Annotated in this window: 19 protein-coding genes and 1 rRNA gene; 5 read left to right on the forward strand and 15 right to left on the reverse strand. The window is 34.4% G+C overall.

The annotated features are described in order from the left end of the window. From FFX44_RS08855 to FFX44_RS08895, 9 genes are all read right to left on the reverse strand, one after another. Positions 1–109 (reverse strand): 16S ribosomal RNA (locus tag FFX44_RS08855); the annotation flags it as partial. Positions 110–991: 882 nt separating this feature from the next. Continuing rightward, complete coding sequence (locus tag FFX44_RS08860) at positions 992–3046, reverse strand: LTA synthase family protein (protein WP_289980091.1); 2055 nt, start codon at positions 3044–3046, stop codon at positions 992–994. 98 nt (positions 3047–3144) lie between these two features. Continuing rightward, positions 3145–3378: a YkuJ family protein gene (locus tag FFX44_RS08865; RefSeq protein ID WP_289980122.1), complete on the reverse strand. Its 234-nt coding sequence runs from the start codon at positions 3376–3378 to the stop codon at positions 3145–3147. A gap of 532 nt (positions 3379–3910) precedes the next feature. After that, entirely contained in the window at positions 3911–4924 is a 1014-nt protein-coding gene (locus FFX44_RS08870; RefSeq protein ID WP_289980125.1) for a lysylphosphatidylglycerol synthase transmembrane domain-containing protein, read from the reverse strand. After that, positions 4921–5949 carry a glycosyltransferase family 4 protein gene (locus FFX44_RS08875; protein WP_289980127.1) on the reverse strand — a complete coding sequence of 343 codons (1029 nt, stop codon included), beginning with the start codon at positions 5947–5949 and terminating at the stop codon, positions 4921–4923. Before FFX44_RS08875 ends, FFX44_RS08870 begins: the two co-directional genes overlap by 4 nt. Positions 5950–5965: 16 nt before the next feature. Beyond that, a complete protein-coding gene (locus FFX44_RS08880) occupies positions 5966–7150 on the reverse strand; it encodes a glycosyltransferase family 4 protein (RefSeq protein WP_289980131.1) in 1185 nt (394 codons plus the stop codon). A gap of 329 nt (positions 7151–7479) precedes the next feature. Then, entirely contained in the window at positions 7480–9201 is a 1722-nt protein-coding gene (ptsP, locus tag FFX44_RS08885) for a phosphoenolpyruvate--protein phosphotransferase (protein ID WP_289980135.1), read from the reverse strand. After that, a complete protein-coding gene (locus tag FFX44_RS08890; RefSeq protein ID WP_289980136.1) occupies positions 9201–9467 on the reverse strand; it encodes a phosphocarrier protein HPr in 267 nt (88 codons plus the stop codon). Before FFX44_RS08890 ends, ptsP begins: the two co-directional genes overlap by 1 nt. A 205-nt stretch (positions 9468–9672) precedes the next feature. Next, positions 9673–9852, reverse strand: a complete 180-nt coding sequence (locus tag FFX44_RS08895; RefSeq protein WP_289980137.1) for a hypothetical protein — start codon at positions 9850–9852, stop codon at positions 9673–9675. Between the two features lie 174 nt (positions 9853–10026). Between FFX44_RS08895 and FFX44_RS08900 the strand changes: the two genes are divergently transcribed. The 3 genes from FFX44_RS08900 (at position 10027) to FFX44_RS08910 (ending at position 13753) form a co-directional block, all read left to right on the forward strand. Continuing rightward, positions 10027–12234, forward strand: a complete 2208-nt coding sequence (locus FFX44_RS08900; RefSeq protein WP_289980138.1) for an ATP-dependent Clp protease ATP-binding subunit — start codon at positions 10027–10029, stop codon at positions 12232–12234. A gap of 129 nt (positions 12235–12363) precedes the next feature. Next, positions 12364–12639 carry a DUF1827 family protein gene (locus tag FFX44_RS08905; RefSeq protein WP_289980141.1) on the forward strand — a complete coding sequence of 92 codons (276 nt, stop codon included), beginning with the start codon at positions 12364–12366 and terminating at the stop codon, positions 12637–12639. Positions 12640–12685: 46 nt separating this feature from the next. Continuing rightward, on the forward strand, positions 12686–13753 hold the full coding sequence (locus FFX44_RS08910; RefSeq protein WP_289980143.1) for a MucBP domain-containing protein: 1068 nt from the start codon (positions 12686–12688) through the stop codon (positions 13751–13753). A gap of 171 nt (positions 13754–13924) precedes the next feature. Here FFX44_RS08910 and FFX44_RS08915 read toward each other — a convergent pair whose 3' ends face one another. The 6 genes from FFX44_RS08915 to rlmD form a co-directional block, all read right to left on the reverse strand. Further along, positions 13925–15502 (reverse strand): peptide chain release factor 3, encoded by a 1578-nt coding sequence (locus FFX44_RS08915; RefSeq protein WP_289980145.1) that lies wholly within the window; start codon positions 15500–15502, stop codon positions 13925–13927. 25 nt (positions 15503–15527) lie between these two features. Beyond that, the gene (locus FFX44_RS08920; RefSeq protein WP_289980147.1) at positions 15528–16811 is read right to left on the reverse strand and encodes a hemolysin family protein; all 1284 of its coding nucleotides are present in this window, start codon (positions 16809–16811) and stop codon (positions 15528–15530) included. A gap of 80 nt (positions 16812–16891) precedes the next feature. Next, positions 16892–18355 carry an ATP-binding cassette domain-containing protein gene (locus tag FFX44_RS08925; protein ID WP_289980148.1) on the reverse strand — a complete coding sequence of 488 codons (1464 nt, stop codon included), beginning with the start codon at positions 18353–18355 and terminating at the stop codon, positions 16892–16894. An 86-nt stretch (positions 18356–18441) separates the two neighbouring features. Continuing rightward, entirely contained in the window at positions 18442–19572 is a 1131-nt protein-coding gene (locus FFX44_RS08930) for an AI-2E family transporter (protein ID WP_289980150.1), read from the reverse strand. Positions 19573–19711: 139 nt separating this feature from the next. Next, positions 19712–20257 carry a DUF402 domain-containing protein gene (locus FFX44_RS08935; protein WP_289980151.1) on the reverse strand — a complete coding sequence of 182 codons (546 nt, stop codon included), beginning with the start codon at positions 20255–20257 and terminating at the stop codon, positions 19712–19714. Positions 20258–20427: 170 nt separating this feature from the next. Further along, a complete protein-coding gene (gene rlmD, locus FFX44_RS08940; RefSeq protein ID WP_289980153.1) occupies positions 20428–21822 on the reverse strand; it encodes a 23S rRNA (uracil(1939)-C(5))-methyltransferase RlmD in 1395 nt (464 codons plus the stop codon). A 159-nt stretch (positions 21823–21981) separates the two neighbouring features. Here rlmD and tnpA point away from each other — a divergent pair, with 159 nt between their 5' ends. Both tnpA and FFX44_RS08950 read left to right on the forward strand, forming a co-directional pair. Further along, complete coding sequence (gene tnpA / locus FFX44_RS08945) at positions 21982–22419, forward strand: IS200/IS605 family transposase (protein ID WP_289980298.1); 438 nt, start codon at positions 21982–21984, stop codon at positions 22417–22419. A gap of 70 nt (positions 22420–22489) precedes the next feature. Beyond that, positions 22490–23281 carry a RecX family transcriptional regulator gene (locus tag FFX44_RS08950; RefSeq protein WP_289980156.1) on the forward strand — a complete coding sequence of 264 codons (792 nt, stop codon included), beginning with the start codon at positions 22490–22492 and terminating at the stop codon, positions 23279–23281. Positions 23282–23351: the final 70 nt, after the last annotated feature.

Raw genomic sequence — 23351 nt, forward strand, 5'->3', positions numbered from 1 at the left:
TCAAAACTTCCGGTGAATGCAAGCATTCGGTGAAAGTTTTGCGTTCGACTTGCATGTATTAGGCACGCCGCCAGCGTTCGTCCTGAGCCAGGATCAAACTCTCATTTTAAAAGTTTGTGACTCTTTAATTAATTATTTACTAGCGAATTGACTTCGCAAATGTTTGCTCTTGTACTAAACAAGAGACCCTACACATTTGATTTGTCGAAACTTTGTTCAGTTTTCAAAGGTCTACATAATTGCTTAACACAACTATTCAATAATATCATCATCGTTCATTAAAGTCAATAACTTTTTTTGAATAAAAATACCTGTAGAACTAATAAATATTCAAATATTTACTTTAGCTAAGTATTCATATCTTTCAACGACAACAAATATAATACCAATTATTACACTACACGTCAAGAAGTTTTTTTATTTATTCCAAATACTTCTAAATTACATTTATATCCGCTAAAAAAGATAAATGTACTACCTCTTTATAATAACTCTGACTCATTGAATACTATCAATAATTTCACTTAATTATCGTTGAGCTAAGTACAGCGGCACAGTATTCAAACATAAGAAAAGATACTGTACTAATACAGATACTTTTAGTACTAACTTGGGCCTGTGAATGAAGTATATAACTATGAACAACTCAAAATAAATAATTACAACCTACCAAACGTATTTGCGTGTAGTCAATAAAAAGGAACCAGACTAAAAGTTAAATTTTGATCTAGTCCCAGGGACTTATAGTCGCCCTTAGCTTCACTTGCAGCGTAAAACAAAAAGTTCTGGTATTAACTGATTTTCACCAATTAATACCAGAACTAATCTTAGATTATTTATTTGTTATTGATAAATATATTCCATAAGTCAAAATTCTCTGTCCAACTTTGAGAATTACCCATAGCAACATACATTCATATTGTTCGTAATTTCGAGTTAATACACACATTTTCCTGACTTATATCCGACTTACCTCTCTTGGATAACTTTTCTATTTTAGTTCAGGCGCATCTGTCTTAAACAAATTTACAGTTGAACCGCCATATTTCTCAACTAGGCTAGTTCCCTTTTTCTGAGCAGCTTTTAAGTTCTTAATTCCATCTGCATACTTGTAGCTGTAATTACTCTTATTTACCTTCTTAAATCCGGAAGGCGTGTAAAATCTTAAAAGATCACCAGTAACAATCTTATCCGATAATGACAGCACTTTATCCGTATGGGATTGCATAGAATTAACCTGTTCCTTTTGTTCAGTAGTTAGATTTTCAACTACCTTACCGCTGCTATCATATACCTTACTCCCAATTTTTGAATATGTTGGTGAAACATAGTCACCGTCTCTAAATGCTACTGTCTGGTTCCTATTCTCCGAAAGCAAATCATTACCCAACTGAATCATATTAGAAGAGTCAATACCCAATAAGTCTTCCAAAGTAGGCATTACATCAATTTCACCACCATAAGTATGATTAACACCACCCTTTAGCCCATTCAAATGAATCATAAATGGTACCTTTTGGAACATTGCCAAATCATAACTTGAAACAGACTTCTTTCCCAGCAATTGTGCAATTGCTTTCTTGTGATTATTTGAAATACCATAATGATCACCATAAACAACGATCATTGAATTGTTGTATAGACCTGATTTCTTCAAATAAGATATAAATTCGCCAAATGCTTGATCCAAATAATGTGCTGTCTGGACGTACCCGTCAACAGTCTTATCACCCGTCGTAGTCTTTGCAATAGTTTGATTTTGCTTATCTAATTCATATGGATAATGATTCGTAACAGTAATCAGCTTTGCATAAAACGGTTGCGGCAACTGTTGAATATATTTAGTCGCCTGTTTCAAGAATATCTTATCTTTCAGACCATATCCTACACTATAATCAGTTTTTTGCTTGTAATAATCATCATCAAAGAAGTATTGATATCCCCAAGATTTATAAGTATTATCTCTATTCCAGAAACTTCCTACATCTCCATGAAAAGCTGCTGTTGAATACCCTTTTTGATCCAAAATAGCAGGTAATGCTTGGAAAGTGTTTGAAGTTCCGTATTGTGTCATCACTGAGCCAGATGGTAAACCAAATAATGAATTCTCCAACATTGTTTCAGCATCTGAAGTTTTTCCTTGTCCTACTTGATTGAAAAAGTTATCAAAGGATAATGTACTGCTGTCAGAATAGAATTTATTGATGTTTGGAGTAACTTCTTTTCCATCTACCTTATAATTAATCAAAAATTGTTGAAAACTCTCTAAGTGAAAAATAAAGACATTTTTTCCCTTTGCTTTACCATAATATGAAATGTTAGAAGATGATCGATTTTTCTTCAAATAAGACAACACAGATTTTAAATCATTACTGCTAGCATTTGCTCTAGTCGAACTTTCCTTATACGTCTCATAAACATTATATCCCGTATAAAAGTTTAATCCTAGATATTTTACTATATAGTTGTTATCAAATGTTCTTGTTAATAATTGTGGCCTATTCTTCTCGGAAACAGTTATATTTAATGCAAATAGAACTACTGATAAAGCAGTAACTACCCCTGCCAACTTAAAATTCGTTTTTCTCTTATCGATTTTGATAACTCTAAAAAGTAAAAGTAGACTTAAAATTATAAAATCTGAAAATACTAAGAAATCACTTGGCCGTATAATTTCCATAATGCTAAGTCCCAAATTATTTGAAACTGAACCAGAGGATTTGATTATTCCCACAGATAAGAAATCTGAAAACTCTCGATAATAAAGAATATTAGCAAACAGCAACAGTGATGCTAACAAATCAATTATCATCATAATCCAATATGATTTTTTCCCTCTAAAATATAATGCAATCCCCAAAAGTAATAATCCAAACGGAAGTGGATTCAACATTAAGATTGCCTCTTGAACCCCACCAGTAACCCCTAAACTGAACTTCGTCTGGTAAGTCCAATAAGTTTTAATCCAGAAACAAACCATTAATAAAACAAAGAAACCATTTTTGGTGTTCAGGATATTCCTAATCTTGTTTAAGACCGACCCCATTAAACTGCCTCCATCTTCAAAATATCATTTAGACTAATTATATCCCTATTTGTGCACACAACATAAAAATAAAACTCATCTTCAATTTTTTTTAACAATTAGTCATTCAATAAATCGTAAATCTCCATTGCAGCTAAATCAATATTGTCAAATTCAAATTTCTGTTTATCTGACGATTCTTCAAGAGTAAATGTGTCTGTTTCCTTATCATAGCTAACTACTCCACGTTCACGCCCATCTTTTTCAAAGCGTCTGCTCTGAACCTCATCACTTTGTTCTTTAACCATTGCATCTAAACGTGAAATTATTGCTGTCAATTGTGAAATCTCCATTTTAAAAAACTCCTTCTTTCCAGATTGAAAAACAATCCTTAAATGAACATAATAAATTTATTTTAACAAATAAAAATTAAACATACACGAAATATATCACTTTTATCATTCAAATAACATTAAAAAAGTTTAAAAAACATGTGTCTTAATATAAAAACAAATAAAAGAATTAATAAATCCCCCTCTTTTTAGATTGCTTTTATAATAGTCACGCATAAAAATGTATTTTGCGGTTGCCATTCAATTTACAAATCTCCCTTAAAATAATTTCCAATAGTTGATGCAATAATTTTAATCTGATTAACTCCTGTTTTCAATATCATTTTATTCGATTTTGATTAAGCCCTCTACCCTCCAGCTCAATAGAAAAAGGGCTGATTCAAAATTTAGCTTTTAAACCAACCCTCAATATATTACAAACAATCGTGTTTCATAAGTCAAAATTCCCCTGAATACGAAAAAGCCCCTCATCTTTAGAAAGCTCCCTGATTCCACAAAGACTGTCCAACAGAGGACGAGTTAATTCAAAAAATTATTTTTCTCTACTTTTAGGTGGGATAATCAATGCAATCATCCCAAGAAGCATTCCAAAGTAATAAGTCACAAAGCGCCACAAAATCATGGCTAATACTAACTTACTAGAATTGGCTATAAATGTTGAGAAGATCATTGAAAAACTATACTCTGCCCCTCCTGAACCACCCGGAATTGGGAACAGCGAAATAACCATTACAATAAGGATATGCAGTGTAATGACTAATAATATTTGAGCATGCGAAACATTCAATGCTAACAAAATAAAATAGGGTATCACATAATAAAAAGATAACTGAACAAGAGTCAATAGACTTATTTTCAGTAATAGCTTCCAATTACCCTTCAGGCGCACACTTTCCTCATAAAAATTATCAATTTTTTCATCAATCGCTTTTTCCCATTTCATGTAGCGTTCAGAATTAGAGAACCATTTGACAGGCTTAAACAACAGCTTAACTAATTTCTTAGTAAAGTCATACCAGTACATTACCAATAATAGTGCCAATATAACTACTAAATGCACTACAAATCCAAAAATAAATAAAATAGACAAGGCATGCATCTTGTCTGCTATCAAATGAAAACCGATGAATAATGCAAATACAAAATTAATAACAATCATTGACTGATATACCACAAATTTCATTAAAAGAACTGATGTTGCTCTCCCTGCATCAATACCAGATTGTAGGAGTGCAAACAATTGTGCGGGTTGTCCTCCAGAAGAAAAGGGGGTAATTCCATTAAAAAGTTGTTCAATCAAAGGTATTCTAACAGTATCCCGCCAACTAAATTTAGATCCTTCACGATGTAATAGTATTTTGACCACAACAGCTTCAATCAATAATGATAGCCCCATACTTGCAAATGCAACTAGCAACCAACCCCATTTAAGCGAAGAAACATCATGCATTAATGAACCGAATGAAATATCGCGCAAAGAGAATCCTAAAATAATACTCCCAAAGATAAACATCAACAATAAGACAATTTTATTTTTCTTTGTCATCCCTTCACCATCTCAGTCTGCTGACAGTAAAAGTCGTACCATATTTTAGCTAGATTATCCTCTGAATAAAAGTTCGAAGCACTTAATGACTTTTGACACATTTCATTAATTAATTCAGACTTATTTGCCAAATTCCTTAAAATCACCTCAAATTCAGCGACATCTTTGCCAGACAGATAATATCCCTTCAAGATGACCTCGTATAATTCAAGTGACCGCAATACGACAGGTGTCCCTGTGCTGAAAGCTTCTAATATACTCATCGGAAAAAGCTCGTTGTATGATGGTAACAAAAAGACATCAGCTGCATTATAATAATCATTCATCTGTATGCGATCAACTATTCCTGGAAAAATAAGATTCTTTGGAGGATTATCAACAACCTTCTTAAGCTCATCATATCCATCCGTAATTTTTCCAAAAGAAAAACCTCCGACCCATACGAACTGAAATTCTGGCAACTTCTTAGCGAGTTCAATAAAATCAGGAACACCTTTACGTTCCTGAACTTGTCCAACTCCAAGTATAACGAATTTATTCTGAGCAATTCCAAGTCTTTCTCTAATCTTTATTTTTCCTTCAGTATTTTGAGAAAAAAAGACATCTCGCGAAACAAAATTAGGAATATACGTGATTTTATCTTTTGAAATTCCATATTTTTCAAGATCTTTTATAAAAATCGGGTTGACAACCACCAAATGATCCATTCTACGATAAAATGCAATTACATAACGATAAACAACTTTTTTAATAATCCAAGGCAACTTCAAACTGCCCTCTAGTGTCTCGGGTAAAAAATGGACATATCCAATTTTTCGACCTCTCCCTGGAAAGAAGGTTGTCAAAAAGAAGAGCGGATCAATCGTATGATAATGGCTGATATCAGACTTGCTAAATTTATTAATTGATATTTCTAACTTTCCTGATAACTTTTTGCGCAACAATCCGATTAGCTCTGTATACGCACTACCAACCCCTTGCCCCTTTACTTTCGTGGCAGAAGAAAACATCTGAATCTTCAACATCTTAAAACTCCCTTAATCAGCCCGTTTCGCTAGAATGACTAGTTTCACTTTCCTTACCATACAATGCTTTACAATCGGCGTAGAACTGTAATATTTTCTCGCCAAAATTGTCTGCAGAAATAGAAGTTAATTTGGACCTTAGTTTATCTTGATTAATTTGTTCCTTACTTTTATCCAAGTAAAAAACAATTTTATCAATTAATTCATCTTTGTTGCTAAAAGTTCCACCAAAATCTCTATCACTCAACAACTCATCAGTATATGGACTATGCGTAGCTACAACACGTAGTCCAGACGCCATAGCTTCAATATAGGTCAAACCCTGCGATTCAGAAATAGAAGTTGAGACAAACAAATCAGCTGTATGATAATAATTAGCAACCTCTTCATTATCTACCTCACCGGTAAAAATGACAGCTGATTCTAATTTCAAATCAGTAACTTGTTGTTTTAAAGATTCCATAGCTGGACCATCACCAACAATTAATAGTTTTACATCCGGTATTTTTTTTAATACTTCAGGTAAGACATTTATCAATCTATCAATGTTCTTCTCATAAGCTAGTCTGCTTAATGTCAACAATATTGGTGTATCACTCTTAAAATTATATTTTTCACGTAAGTCTAAATCGGCTGTAACGTCCTCAAACTTCTTAATATCAACACCTGTTGGAATCACTGTCACAGGAGTCTTAATCCCATATCGATCCAAAGTATCCAAGACTCTTTCACTTGGTGCAACAATCCCAGTCATATGGTAACAAAATGTACGTGACATCTGCTTCACATGATATGGCTTCAATAACTTACCCTTAGCGACATAATGTAAATAATCCTCATACATTGTGTGATAGGTATGGATACATGGAATCTTCAGGTTTTTAGCAACAAATTTACCAATCCACCCCATCGAAAATTCTGTCTGAGTATGCACAACATCCAACTCCAGATCCCTTGCAACCTGATAAGCCCTAAACAGACCTCTGACTGCAATTCGTCGATCAGTGAATGAAATGAAAGGTATGCTGCTAAATCTAAAGATGTTTCTTTCGTATTGATTAGGCTCGACATTTGGATCAGTCGTTGTAAAAATGTACACATTGTGCCCATGTTGTTCCAACTGTTCACGTAATGTTTTAACAGAGGTAGCTACGCCACTGACTTGCGGAAAATAAGTATCCGTAAAAATCCCAATATTCACGAGCATCCCCCTTAATAATTAATAGTCATTGTTAATTATATTGGTTCCGCCAACTTAATGCAATGATTCCTCAATTTTTCATTAAAAATCATTTTTAATCTTAATAGTTTTTTTACTTAATCTTCAAATTCAAATAAAATAACGCATACGAATTTGTACTTTAGCAAGCAATGCTGATACTAAATTAAAAAATAGCGTACATCTATCTTCCCATTAGTAATTCAAGGTTGCAAAAAAAATTTTGTCTGATCAGCCTTATTTATCAAGAATAAGCAAAGAGGCTAGATCAAAATTTAACTTTTGACCCAGCCCCTAAAATGAACTATCTATTACTTAGTAAACTCTTTAACTAAAGAAATAACTTCTTCAGTTGTTTCACATTCACTAACTGCTTTTTCAGCTAATTTTTTCATTTTCTCTGTATCTAACTTTTTCATTAAACTACGTGTCTTAAGGATAGAAGTTGCACTCATTGAAAATTCATCAAGACCGAGACCTGCTAAAATAGGTACAGCAATCTGATCGCCCGCCATCTCGCCACACATTCCGGTCCACTTACCTTCTGCATGTGAAGCATCAATAATATTCTTAATAAGACGTAAAATTGATGGATTATAAGGCTGATATAAATAAGAAACACGTTCATTTCCGCGGTCAGCAGCCATAGTATATTGAATCAAGTCATTGGTTCCAATACTGAAGAAATCAGAATACTTAGCTAATTTATCAGCAATCATCGCTGCTGCAGGAATTTCCATCATCATACCAACTTCAATGTCGTCCGAGACGGGTTTCCCAGCTTTAACAAATTTAGCCTTTTCTTCCTCAAAGATAGCTTTAGCATCTTTAAATTCCTTTATTGTAGCAATCATTGGAAACATAATTGCTAGACGCCCATAATTAGATGCACGCAACAAAGCCCTTAACTGCGTCCTGAAAATATCTTGCTTATCCAAACTAATACGAATAGCACGATATCCTAAGAATGGATTCATTTCTTCTGGCAACGGCAAATAAGGTAATTCTTTATCGCCACCAATATCCATTGTACGAACAACAACTTGTTTACCATTCATACCTTCAACAGCTTGTTTATATGCCTCGAATTGATCATCTTCACTAGGAAATTCGCTTGCATCCATGTACAAAAATTCTGAACGGAACAAGCCGACAGCTTCGGCACCATTATCAGTTGCACCTACAACATCCTTCGGTGTACCAATATTAGCCCCCAAAATAAATTGCTTACCATTTGCTGTAAGCGTCTTAGCATCCTTCAATTCTTTCCATTCAGCTTTTTGCTTAACAAAATCAGAAGCCTTATCTTCATACTTCTTTAATTCTTGATTAGAAGGTTCAATAATCGCTTCGCCTTCAATGCCATCGATGATAACAGTTTGATCCTCTTTAATTGCGGTAGTAGCATTGCCTGAACCAACAATAGCAGGAATTTCAAGGGTCCGAGACATAATAGCTGAATGCGATGTCCGTCCACCTATATCAGTGATAAACCCCTTTACAAAATTCCTATCCAATTGTGCTGTATCGGATGGAGTTAAATCATGTGCCACAATCACTACTTCTTCATTAATCAGAGCAGGATTAGGCAACGTAACTCCTAGTAAATGGCTCAAAACACGTTTAGTAACGTCTCGAATATCGCCCGCACGTTCTTTCATATAGGCATTATCTGTCATACCCTCAAACATCGCGATAAAACCATCGGTTACTTCTTTTAAGGCTTCCTCGGCGTTAACTTTGTCATTTACAATCTTGTCCTTGATGTTTCCAAGCAATTCAGGATCAGATAAAATTGTTAAATGTGCCTCAAAAACTTCTGCTTCTTCTGCACCTAAATTTGTAGCAGCCTTCTCTTTGATAATCTTGAGATCAGCTTTTGCAGCTTCAACCGCATCGTCCAACCGCTTAGTCTCAGCTTCTGTATCTTCAACAGAACTTTCGGAAAACGATAAATCTGGTTGAACGAGCATATATGCTTTTGCTGTAGCGATACCATCACTCGCAGCAATACCCTTCAACATTTCAGACATTATTCTGCAAGTCCTTCCTTTGTCATTGCATCAGCAATTGCTGCAAGTGCATCTGTTTCATCTGCACCATCAGCATTAATTGTAACATCAGCATTTTGACCAACGCCAAGTGACATAACACCCATGATTGATTTCAAGTTAACAGATTTTTCTTTGTAGGTCAAAGTAATATCTGAATTAAACTTGCTTGCTGCCTGCACCAAAAGCGTTGCTGGGCGAGCGTGAATACCTGTTTCTGCGATAATGTGAAATTCTTTCTTTTCCATGTCTAGTCGAACTCCTTTACGTTATAAATAAAGTATTTTAAGAACTCATCTGAAAATGAAAACGTCTCAAGAACACGTTTTCATTATATAGTGACAGAATCGCTCCTACTAAGAGTAAATGTTAGCATGAATCAAATTACAATACAAGTTTTACAATAAAATTTTTTTGAACTTTTTTACTGTTATTTGCTGGTGTCAATCCCGTTTATTTTTCAAAATGATAGGTAATCTCACCATTATGGCTTGCTTCCCCAACTACTCTTTTCCTCTGTGGAAAGTTCATAAACGCTTCTTGAAAATTCATAAAATTATCAGTTGTTATTTTAATTTCTTCAAGTTCACCATCAGCTAATTTTTTCAACTTATCTGTAAATATTTCTGCCACACTATCATCCCTTTCTTTGCATAATCTATGATACATACTTACTTCAAAAAAAACAAATAAAAAAAGGCTTAATGCTTGAACTAGCACTGAAAAGTTAGTATACTACTTTCAAAGGTCAAAGATGGTCAAATATATTTTTGACTTATTTATCTCAAGAAAGGTAGTGAGTTCTTAATGCTATGTCAAAATTGTAAAAATAATCCAGCAACAATTCATCTTTCTACAAGTCTCAATGGGCAGCAAACATCGATTGACCTTTGTCAAAACTGCTACCGCGCCTTAAAGGAGCAGTCTCAAAAAAATGGTGAGGATAATGCTTTGCAGGATCCTTTTGGCTTTGGGAGTCTTAATGATATCTTCCGTTCACTTGGAGATGGATCAACCCCTACTCAACAAGCACAACAAGGTGTGCCACAATCTGCTCAATTTTCTGATAATGGTGGAAGAAGACGTGGTAATGGTGGAATCCTAGCACAGTTTGGCTTGGATTTGACGAATGAAGCAAAAAATAACAATATCGATCCCGTAATTGGTCGTGATAATGAAATTTCACGGGTAATCGAGATTTTAAACCGAAGAACTAAAAATAATCCTGTATTGATAGGTGAAGCCGGTGTTGGTAAAACCGCTGTTGTTGAAGGATTAGCACAAAAAATTGTTGATGGCGATGTCCCACAAAAATTGCTAAATAAGAGGGTTATTCGCTTGGACGTTGTCTCTTTAGTTCAAGGTACTGGGGTACGTGGTCAATTCGAACAAAGAATGCAGCAATTAATGAATGAGTTGAAACAGAATCAGAATGTTATTCTTTTTATTGATGAAATTCATGAGATTGTAGGTGCTGGTAACGCTGAAGGCGGCATGGACGCTGGAAATGTATTAAAACCTGCTCTGGCACGCGGAGAACTTCAATTAGTAGGTGCAACAACTTTGAATGAATATCGTACGATTGAAAAGGATGCCGCACTTGCTCGCAGACTTCAACCAGTACAAGTTGATGAACCATCTATTAATGAAACTATCAAAATACTTGAAGGTATTCAAGCTAAATATGAAGCATATCATCACGTCCACTACACTCCTGAAGCTATTAATGCAGCAGTTACCTTGTCTGATCGTTATATTCAAGACCGCTTTTTGCCAGATAAGGCCATCGACTTGCTTGATGAATCAGGTTCACGCAAAAATTTGACCATTCAAGCAGTTGATCCCAATGTTATTGAACAGAAAATTAAAAACGCACAAGGGCAAAAACAAATTGCGTTAAAGGCAGAAGACTACGAAAAGGCTGCCTATTATCGTGACCAACTAAACAAGTTAAGCTCAATGAAAGAAACAAAGGTTGATTCTGAAAATTCTCCAATAATCACTGAAAAAGATATGGAAAAAATTATTGAAGAAAAGACAAATATTCCAGTAGGAGAATTACAAGAAAAAGAGCAAACACAGCTGAAAAACTTAGCTGTTTCCTTAGATTCTCATATAATTGGGCAAAAAGATGCTGTCAACAAGGTTACTCGGGCAATTAGGCGTAATCGCGTTGGCTTTAATAAGTCAGGCCGACCAATCGGTTCTTTCTTATTTGTAGGACCCACTGGTGTAGGAAAAACCGAGACAGCAAAACAACTGGCAAAAGAGCTTTTTGGTACAACAGATTCGATGCTTCGTTTTGATATGAGCGAGTATATGGAAAAGCATTCAATCTCAAAATTGATTGGTTCACCTCCAGGATATGTTGGCTATGAGGAAGCTGGTCAATTGACTGAACAGGTTCGTCGTCATCCGTATAGCTTATTATTACTCGATGAAGTCGAAAAGGCACATCCTGATGTGATGCATATGTTTCTGCAAATACTCGATGATGGTCGTCTAACTGATTCGCAGGGCCGAACAGTTAGCTTTAAAGATACTATTATCATCATGACTTCAAATGCAGGAAGTGGAGATTCTGTTGCGAGTGTCGGATTCGGTGCTGCTGCTACTGGGAATACACACTCTGTGTTGAATAAGCTTAACAAGTATTTTAAACCTGAGTTTTTAAATCGTTTTGATGATATTATTGAATTTAATGCACTCAACAAAAAAGATTTAGTCTCTATTGTATCGTTGATGTTAAATGATGTTAATTCGATGATGGCTCACCAAGGACTTTCACTAAGTGTAACGGATGATGTTAAAGACAAGCTCGTTGATTTGGGTTACAGTCCTCAAATGGGAGCACGCCCACTTAGACGTGTTATTCAGGAACAACTTGAAGACAATATTGCAGATTACTATTTGGAACATCCAAGTGCAAAGATCTTTGAAGCAAAACTTACTGATGACCAAATAAAAATTGATTCACCTGAAATTGCTAACATTACTAAACAGACAAAAAAATAAACTTTAATCGAAAGGAAATGCAAATTCACTTACATTTCCTTTTTTTATAGCATTTTGCTATATTATATGTACCATTTTATATTATAATAGGAGTATAAAAATAATTAGCATTAGCAAGGGGGTTTTATAATGCATCTAATAGACGTTAGTAGTAGTTACTCAAGAAAGATAAAACAAGAACTTGCACATTCTATTAACCATTTCATCAAAATTTACACACTTGGCAACACGCGTGTAGTCTTCAGAAAAAATGCAACGACCAGCGAGATTGTTATTTCTAATAAGATACGTGGGATTACTGAAGAAGAAATTAATTTTGTACTTGAAAAACTAACAAACTCATCAATTGCTGATGTAACAATTACAACTGGTAATAGAGTTGTCGATATTTCATTTAAAAATTAAAAATGATATTACAATCTTTTCCATTTGTTTCTAAGGCGGTGCATTTTTGAAATTTCCTAAGTTCATTAAGAATTTATTATCACGCGATTCAAAAAGAAAATATGCAAGAAAGACAAGTAAGAATGATGTTACATCTGCACAGAAGGAGAAGGATCTTTCTGAACGACAATTCGTAGAACAATCTGAGAGTAAGAAATCCGTCGAAATTGCAAGGAAGTCTTCATACAAAAAAAAAGAATTTCAAGATTCAGTCTTGCTAATTATCTATACAGATGAAGATGCAAACGAACTGGCTACACCACAAATTGTTAGTGGACATCTTGGTGAGAAAATTAATTATCGGATTAAACCTCTTGAAAATTTTGACCTGATTAATTTTAAGGGATTCACAAAAAATTACGTTAGCCCCTATGCAGTTTTGACTCTGGTATTCCATAAAAAAACAGCAGGCTCGATATGGATTTTCTATAGAGATGCCGATACAAACGAACTAATTTTATCACCCAAATTATCTAAGGGCTATCTAGGAGATGCGTATCAGCTATATTCACCTTCTATTCCAGAGTACAGCCTACTAAATGTCAAAGGATCAGTTCGAGGAATTCGTTCTTTAGGAAGTTCTTCTCTAACATTTTTCTATCGCCGACGGGCATGGCTTGCAAACGAGCCGGCTTTTCTCTATTTTAAGATGCAAAGCTCGGTACCTGTATATGATGCTCCAGGTGGAAAGCGACTTAAAATCAACCTATCTCCACAAACTATTTGGAAAACCTTTACGGTTATTACAACAGCAGAAAATACAAAATGGTATTGTATTGGTGGTCCCTTATGGATTGTTTTTAACAGTACACTTATGTCTATATCCACAGCTGAAATTACCATTGAACCTCCTGTCCATGGTGCTGCCAAACTTGCTATGTTCATTGACGCTACTGTGGACTATATTGTTGATAAATCTGTTAATCTCTATGATAGACCTTTTGGTAAGATATCTGGCACACTCAAACACGGAACTAAAATTAGACTTGAGTATTCATCCACCTCCGATGAAGTCACATGGTATAGGTTAACCAATAGTCTCTGGCTTCCTAGTCAGTATATTCTATTCAAGTAAAAAACCTTGTATCCATCAGCGCTTCGAATCTAATTATCTCGAAATCAAAATTAAGTGTTTTACCATAATTTTAGCTTACAAAAATTAAAGAAGGAACCAGTCAAAAGTAAATTTTGATTCAGTTCCTTCTTTAATTTTTTTATGTTTATTTAAACTAAAAGTTCAACTTTTTTATAGTTTGGCTGACAACTTCACATCTGGATATTTGTTAGCAAACCAACGTTCAGAAAATTCATTTTCAAACAAAAATAACGGTAATCCCTGTCGATCTCTCACTAATATATTTCGAGAAGATGACATCTTCTCGTCTAACTGTTCTGGATCTATCCAGCGTGCAATTTTCTTGCCCATAGGTATCATTACAACTTCAGAATGGTACTCGTTCAACATTCTAAATTGAAAAACCTCAAATTGAAGTTGACCAACTGCACCCAAAATATAGTCACTTGTACTATAGCTCTGATACAATTGAACAGCACCTTCTTGAACAAGTTGCGCAATTCCTTTATGAAACGACTTTTGCTTCATTACATTTTTAGCAGTAACTCTTACAAAAATCTCAGGAGTAAACTGAGGTAGTTTTTCATACTGTATTTTATGTTTTCCAGCAAAAATAGTATCTCCTATTTGAAAATTACCAGTATCATATAGACCTATAATATCACCAGCAACCGCTGTCTCTAACGTTTCTCTGGAATCCGCCATAAATTGTGTAGAATTCGATAACCTTATTTTCTTTAAATCACGTGCTAATGTGACATCCATCCCTCTTTCAAACTCACCTGCGCAAATGCGTACAAAAGCAATTCGATCACGATGATTAGGATTCATATTAGCTTGTATTTTAAAAACAAATCCTGAAAATTCCGTAGAAGTCGGACTAATTCTCTCACCTTCTTCATCCTTATGTGCGATAGGAGCAGGAGCAAATTGCAAATACGCATCTAAAAATGTTTTTACACCGAAATTAGTCAAAGCAGAACCAAAGAAAACCGGAGTAAGATTACCAGCAGCAATCTTTTCTTTATCCATTTGGTTACCAGCATCTTTTAGCAATTCAACTTCTTCAAGAACCTGACGATAAATGCTTTCTTCTTTTAACGAATTGTCTCCGATTAATTCGCCATTTTCATCTAATTCCAGATAGCTTTCTCCCTGATCTTCCTTGCGATATAACTCAATTCGATGATTGAAAATATCGTAGAGTCCCTTCAGACCTTTTCCCATCCCGATTGGCCAGTTCATTGGGAAAGCACCTATACCTAAAACTTCTTCTAGCTCCGCAACTAATTCCAGCGGATCTTTTCCATCTCTATCTAACTTATTAATGAATGTAAATATCGGAATTCCACGCATTTTACATACTTGGAAAAGTTTCTTTGTCTGGGGTTCAATCCCCTTTGCAGAATCAATTACCATCACAGCAGAATCAACCGCCATTAAAGTTCGATACGTATCCTCAGAAAAATCTTCATGTCCTGGTGTATCCAAAATATTAATGCGTTTATCTGCATAATCAAACTGCATTACTGAACTTGTAACAGAAATCCCGCGCTTTTTTTCAATCTCCATCCAATCAGACTTTGCAAAACTCCCTGATTTTTTTGCTTTTACAGTGCCTGCCTTACGTAAGACGCCGCCAAATAATAACAGTTGCTCAGTTATAGTAGTCTTCCCTGCATCAGGATGAGAAATAATTGCAAACGTTCGCCTATTATTAACTGCCCCTGCCAAGTCTTGAATATTCATAATTTCCCTCTTTCATTTATTAGATCTAAACCTTTTTTTCACGTTGAACATGTGCGATTGCTAACGCAGGAGTAAGTTCAACTTTAATCTCCATGATACGGGAATCATCAACTTTTTCGGTTATTAACTTAACCCCCTCAATATCGACACTTTCATAACTGCCATCCTCTGGTATATACCCAAGTTTTGCAATCATAAAACCAGCTATGGTGTCCACATCATTCATTTCAAAGTTTGTCCTAAATTCATCATTGAAGTCATCTAATGATAACTTACCTTGTACGATAAATTCACTGTCAGAAATCTTATGATAGTCTTGTTCTGGTTGATCCGATTCGTCGTCTATTTCCCCCACTATCTCTTCTAAAAGATCCTCTAATGTGACCAATCCAACAACTCCACCATATTCATCAAAAAGGATTGCCAATTGATTCTGCGTTTTTTTCATTTCAAACATTACTTCATCAATTGCCATAATTTCAGGTATAAATAAGGCTGGCTGCATGACTTTCCTGATAGTTATGTGATCAAATCCTTGTTCACGAGCAGTTTTTAATATATTTTTTATATGCACAATTCCAACGATATCATCCTTGGCTTCATTATAGACTGGAATTCTTGAATACTGCATCTGTAATATTGCATCAATATTCCGATCATTATCATTTTGAATATCAATCATGAAAGCATCTGTTCGTGGGACCATGACTTCCTTTGCCACTTTTTCATGCATCGAAAGAACTCCTTTGATCATATCAAAGGCCTCTGGTTTTAATGTATTTTCTTCATTCTCAGGAGAAATTAGCGCTCCTAATGCCTCAACGGAAGTGATGTTATCTTGTGATTTAATATCAGAAATATTTTTTCTATCTGAGATCACTACATTATGCAATTTTTGAAATGGTATAAAAAGATAACTTAGCATGACTGTATATCTCAGAAAATGTAAAAAGAACTGCAAATTATTCTTTCTATATATTCTTTCAAATACATCTGCTACAAAAATTGGAAAAGCTGTTATTACCACACTGACAGCAAAAAAAACTAGCACATTATTTCCAACTACGACCAACTTTAACTTGCTAATTGCAGTTACACTTAACAATGCCCCCATAACCAACAAAAAAACAAGCGAAAAATCAGCTCCTATTTTAACATTTTTGAAAGAAGTTATTTTCTCATTATGCTGTTCCATTCTATAAAAAAGTTGGTAGTTTCTGATAACACTTAGAATTATTCCAGCGCTAAAAAGTGAAACTATAGCAATACCCATAAGTAACGAACCAACAAGCCCAGGCTCTGAATTCATTTTATATTTTCTCTCCAATTGTTAAAAAGTTAATATTAATTCCTGATTATATAACATACACTCTTTATCCGCAATCATGGTTATTTTGGAACTCGAATAACATTTCCTGCTTTTAAATCACTATTTGAAGTAAAACTATTAATTTTCATAATATTATCAACAGTTGTATCGTACTTATTCGCTAAAGCTTCCAAAGTATCACCACTTTGAACATTGATTGTTTGTGTATTGTCCTTTAACTTTTGTACACTTTCACTTGAGGCTTTTGCACTGGATTCGCTAGCCGCTTTTGCGCTTGATGCACTTTCTGAACTGGCTAAGCTAGCTGCTCTCGCTGCTTTTTCTTTTTTCGTTGCAACTTTTTTAGAAGAACTTTTGCTATTGGCTGCAGCCGTAGATTTAGCTTCTGACTTACTTTTTTGCTGACTTTCAGCCTTTGAACTAGCCGTAGATTTACTATTATTTTGTGCAATACTATTTTGCATGTAATCCCAAGCACTTTCCTTAGCAAAAGCTAAATCATATATACCACCACCAAGTAATAATAGAACTATGATGCAAGCAATAATTTTCAATCTTCTACTTTTTTTCTTTGTTCGCTTAATAGTAGCTTTTTCCTGATTTTTTTTATCTGTAAGCAGCTTAACTGGGTCAGCACCACGTTCATTATAAAAAGCATTACGCATTTTTGGCTCATCTTTTCGTGTAAACCCATTTTTGAACTGTTCAATTTTAAACTCTTCATATACAGTACTTACATCAAAAGATTGACGTTCAACTTGTTTCTTGGCCAAATAATCTGTTTTTTCTGACGCAGTTAACGATTGCAGCCAACCAAAAGAATACTCATATTGCACCATAATCTCACGGGTTGAACCAAAATCTTGCACTTCACCAAATTCTAGCCAAAGTGTCCGTTCACAAAAGCGCTCAATATTAACAACATTAATGTCAGAGATAACAAAAGATACACCAGCGTCCTTCAGGCTTTGAATTTTATCGCTTACCTTTTTGAAGAATGCAAGGTCAAGACTGCCAAAAATACTATCAATTAAAATAAGTTCCGGTTTAACAAAAAGTGCAATTGCTACTGATAATCTAGCGTATAATCCAGTAGAAAAGGTTTTTACAGGACAATATAGCCATTCTCCTAAATCACTAAAGTTGATAATTGCATTTATTATATGATTTGCCTTAAATTCATCTAAATTTGCAGAAGAAACAACGTGCTTAATGTTTTCTAATCCAGTAATATTCCTATCCAGACCATATCTTGTTGTTGCTACACTAGTATGCGCCTCCATCGTGATAAAACCTGTTGTCTGTTTTTCTTTTCCAGCCAAAATATCTATTAAGACTGTCTTTCCTGCACCATTATTGCCTAGGAGACCAATTGCTTCACCTGGACTGATGCTAAGATTAATACCCCTCAGTTCCCAAAAATTTTTACTTTCGCTTGCCGACAGCTTCGACTTAACGATATCTTTTTTTTCAGTAAGCAGTGGTGTACTTTTTGTAATATATTTTAATTCTATTTTTTTCATAATTTCACCCAAGACTTTTCTGTTTCATCTACTGCTATGTTACAAGATACTAAATTCTACGTCAATTTCAATAAGATCATCTTAAACTATTCATGAGAATTATTTTCTTTCTTATTTAACAGATAGATATCTCTGAAATATTTAATTACAACTTTTAAAACTGCATAAAAAGGTATTCCTAAAATCATTCCCATAAGTCCGGCTAGATTACCAGCAACCAATAATAATACAATGATTGTTAGGGGATGAATGTCAAGAGTTTTCCCAATTACATTCGGATAAATTAGGTTTCCATCAACCTGTTGGACGGTGATACACACGATAATAACTAGCATGACCATTTTAGGTGAAATTGAAATTGCGAGTAACAAAGCCGGTAAGACCCCGAAGTACGGTCCTAAATATGGAATGAGATTGGTAAAGGCAGCCATTACTCCCAATAAAAGAGCATATGGCATCCCTATCATAAAATATCCTAATGTGGTAAAAGTCGCTACAAAGGTACATTCAATAAATTGTCCTGCAATATATTTTGAAATTGTTTCACCCATTTTTCTCAATAGTGTTTCAACTTGTTTACCATGCTTATTAGGCATAAGTTTTTGAATATTTGGAATCAGTCGATGCCCATCCTTCAACATATAAAATAACATGAACGGAACGGTTAAAACTGTCACTGTAATACTCGTTACCATTCCAATTATCGAACCAAGACTCTTCGTGACAGTACTTAAAAAGCCCTCAACATACTTCAACAGATTTTTTTCTACGGTACCGATATAACTACTTATGTTTAACTGTTTCACCCACTCTTGCTGTGAAAAATCATCATAATAGCGATTTGTCATTTTTTGCACTGCTCTAATATAGTCAGGCGAATTTGAAATGAGTTGTCCAATCTGTGACACCAATATTGGAATCAAAAAGGCTAACGCAGCTGCAACGATGGCTATTAACAATAAAAATACGATTGCTACCGAACAAGTTCTGTTCAAATAAAACTTGCCTATTTTAATTTTCATTAAAGATTTAACCAGCGGCTCCAATAGATAATACAAAAAACCAGAAATTATTACTGGGACAAATAAAGTTGAGATGAATGTTCCTACAGGCTCAAAAATAAAGCTTATCTTTGTACAAATCCAGATTAAAGTTGCAATCAAGAGAGCCTCAATTGTAACATATATTAATTTTGAGTTTTTTAATTTTTCAAACATTATCATTCATCCTCATATATTATTTGTTAACCTTATTTTCTCCTTTTGCTTTATAAAACATTTTTTTATTCGGAGTCGAGAAAAAGGCCAGATCAATATTTAACTTCTGACCCAGCCCCTCTCAGTTACAATTCAACGTTCACATGCGCCGCGACAATTCTAAATAGCGATTATACCAGATTCTGATGTATTCTTCAGAAAAAGGACCCTTCTGGTTATCAATCCAATCAACAAGTGTAAGTACATTGTGTTTTAGAATTTTGTCTGTGTCTTTTGAATAATTCCATTTAGCCCCATGTTCTTCATACTCATCCACATCAAGCAGCTTCTTCTCCCCATTTGGGAAAACCTTGACATCTAGATCATAATCGATATATTTTAATGCTTCACGGTCTAAAATTGCTGGCGAAGCAAGATTACAATAATACGAAATTCCATTGTCCCTGATCATAGCAATTATATTAAACCAGTAATGCTTATGAAAATAAACTAGCGCTGGTTCACGCGTAACCCAACGTCGCCCGTCAGATTCAGTTACAAGCGTATGGTCATTACAACCAATCAGAGCATTTTCACTAGTTTTAAGTACCATTGTATCCCGCCATGTTCGATGCAAACTACCGTCGTGTTTATAACTTTTGATGGTGATAAAATCACCTTCTTTTGGTTCTCTTGCCTGATGCATGGTTAAAACCTGCCTTCTATAAACACAAGGTGTAACTCACACCGTTATCACTATCTATTATATCAAACTTCTTCGATAAAGCCCAAAAAAAATTAATTATTATTTTTAATTCACCACCATTTTGCTTGGAAATTATTAAACTTAAATTTCAATACACTAAATTGTATTTTTTACCTTCTAGACAACTTAACGACTGCTTCACACCTTGCTGTTTGCGGAAACATATCAATTGATTGAATATAGTCAACATAATAGACCTGGGTAAGTTCCTTTAAGTCACGTGCAAGCGTTGATGGATTGCAAGAGACATATACAAATTTTCGCGGCTTAGCTTTTAAAATTGTTTTAATTAGCTTTGTATCCATGCCTGTTCGCGGTGGATCAACTACAAGCGCGTCAAAAGCAAAACCATTTTGCTGCCATTCTGGAATTAAATTTTCTGCTCTTCCAACTGTATACAAGAAATTATTTTGTTTATTTAATTTGGCATTAAGCTTTGCATCCTCAATTGCTTCAGGAGTTATATCCATCCCACGAATTTCATTAGTCTCATTTGCTACAAACAGACCAATCGTTCCTACACCACAATACGCATCAATCAGTTTCTCTGCTTTGCCCAAAGCAAGCGCCTTTTTTACCTCCTCATACATTTTTTGTGTTTGATAGGGGTTCAATTGGAAAAATGCTCGTGCTGATAATTTAAATTCAACATTGCCTAATTTTTCCGTAATGTATTCATTACCACTGAGCAACTTGGTTGTCTTTCCCCATACTAATGAGGTCTTGCCCTTATTTATATTTTGTAAAACAGAAGTAACCTCAGGCAAATTGTTATTAATTTCTTCGAAAAGAAATCGCTTCTTTGGTAATTTCTCTGAATTTGTAATAAAAACGACTTGCACCTCTCCAGTCGCAAATGACTCCCGAACAACAATTGTCTTTATAATTCCAGAATTATTTTCTTCATCATAAATAGGTATCTCCAAATTTTCAAGATACTTACAAATTTTCCTAATTACTTTCATTGTTAATGGTCTTTGAGTGCTAAAAGTCGGCAAGTCCACTAGGTCATGTGTCCCTCTTTTGTACAATCCCGCAATTACTTTTCCTTCAATTGTTTTTCTCACTTGAAACTGTGCCTTATTTCGATATTCAAATGGATGTTTCATTCCAATAGTTGGTAGAAGCTTGAATCTCTGATATCCTTGTGGTTTGAACTTTTCTAATGCTTGTGCAAAAACATCTTTCTTAAATTTTAATTGTTCTTCATATTTGAGATGTTCTAGCTCTATTCCGCCAACATCATAATTATCTTTCTTCTCAATCCTGTAAGGACTTTTTGTTCTAATCTGATGAATTTTAGCAGTCGCATACTTGCCATTATCTTCTACAACTTCCGCCACAACCACTTCATTAGGCAATGCTCCTTCAACAAAAATAACTTTGTGTTTAAAATATCCGATTCCTTCACCATTAATACCTAGTCGCTTAATTGTTAACGGAAACCTTTTCCCAGAAACTAACAGATTTTGTCCACTATCTTGATTTCTTTTCTTATATTGCATTACAAAACTCCTCAACTTACATTCTTAATTGCTTAATTATATCATTTAATCTTTTTCGCTCATATGTTGTGACTTACATTATCTAAAGTACCGAGCTTCCAGAAATAAGCATAACATATGTTAATTTAAAGTCCGATATATTTATGTTATTATTTGGTGATGGGAGATATACGCATGTTAAAATACAATCGAACCAATGTTTATGACTTTAATTTCCATTTAGTGTTTGTCACTAAATACAGAAAGAATATTTTTACCAATGAACAAGCTAGAAGTGTTATGAAAGACATCTTGTACACAATAGCAAACAATAACAATACTGAAATTGAATATATTGAGGTTATGCCTGACCATGTTCATATGATGTTAAGTTTTTCTCCAAAACAGACACCCAGTTCCATTGTTAAGTCTTTTAAAGGAACTTCAGCTAGAGAGTGGTTTAAACAGTTTCCAGAAACAAAAGAACAGCTTTGGGGAGGACATCTATGGTCGCATAGCTATTTTATGAGTACTTTAGGAAATGTTTCAAAAGAAGTAGTTGCTAAATATATTGAAAATCAATTAACAGAATACAATTCTGGTCGGTCAAGACACTAATTTATCTTACGATTAAAATCATAATTTTTCTTAGTTACCGACCCTATAAAAAAACTGAAAGGAATTTATTATGCCCAGAATCTTAACAAAAATTCAGGCTCAAAAAAAGCCAGGTCGATTCAACCTTTTCATAGATGGTAAATACATCTTCTCAGTCTCAGAAACAGTCTTAGTTGAAAACCACCTTCATAAGGGACAAGAGCTCACTGATGAATTAATTGCACATCTAATTAGTTCTGAAGGTTTCTCTAAAATATATCAAAAAGCTTTGAATTATCTGAGTTATCAATTAAGAAGTGAAAAAGAAATTGATAATCATTTAAAAAAAACCTCTGATGATATCTTATTAATTGAAAAAGTAAAAGATAAACTTCGCGCTTATAATCTCTTGGATGATACAAAATATGCTGCCAGTTATGTAAGAACGATGGTCAACACTTCAGACAAGGGATTCAACGTCATTAGAAATAATTTACGAACAAAAGGTATCTCAGAAAACAATATTGAGCAGGCAAAGCTTGATTATGATTCCACCAAAGTGACCGCCAAATTAGAAGCTTTAATTCCAAAACTCATCCATCAGTATCGGAATCAACCATCAAAAATACGTATTCAGAAAATCAAGCAACGACTTATTGCAAAGGGATATAATACTACAGAATTTGTAGATATCCTTGCTGCCGACTATTCTAACGATTCAGATCATGAAGATGAACTTTTGTTGAATAATGTAGAAAAACTTTGGAATAAATATAATAACAGCCATCTCACAGATTCTCAGAAAAAACTAAAAATAAAGCAAACTCTTTATCGTAAAGGGTTTGCTTTAGACAAAATCACTAATAAACTTGATGAACTTTAGAGTGTGACACAAGGCGAGAAAATTTGAGTACTAACTAAAATTATGAACATAGCATGCTCTTTGCTATGAG

This window comes from Lactobacillus sp. UCMA15818, assembly GCF_030400225.1.
Classification (GTDB): Bacteria; Bacillota; Bacilli; order Lactobacillales; family Lactobacillaceae; genus Liquorilactobacillus.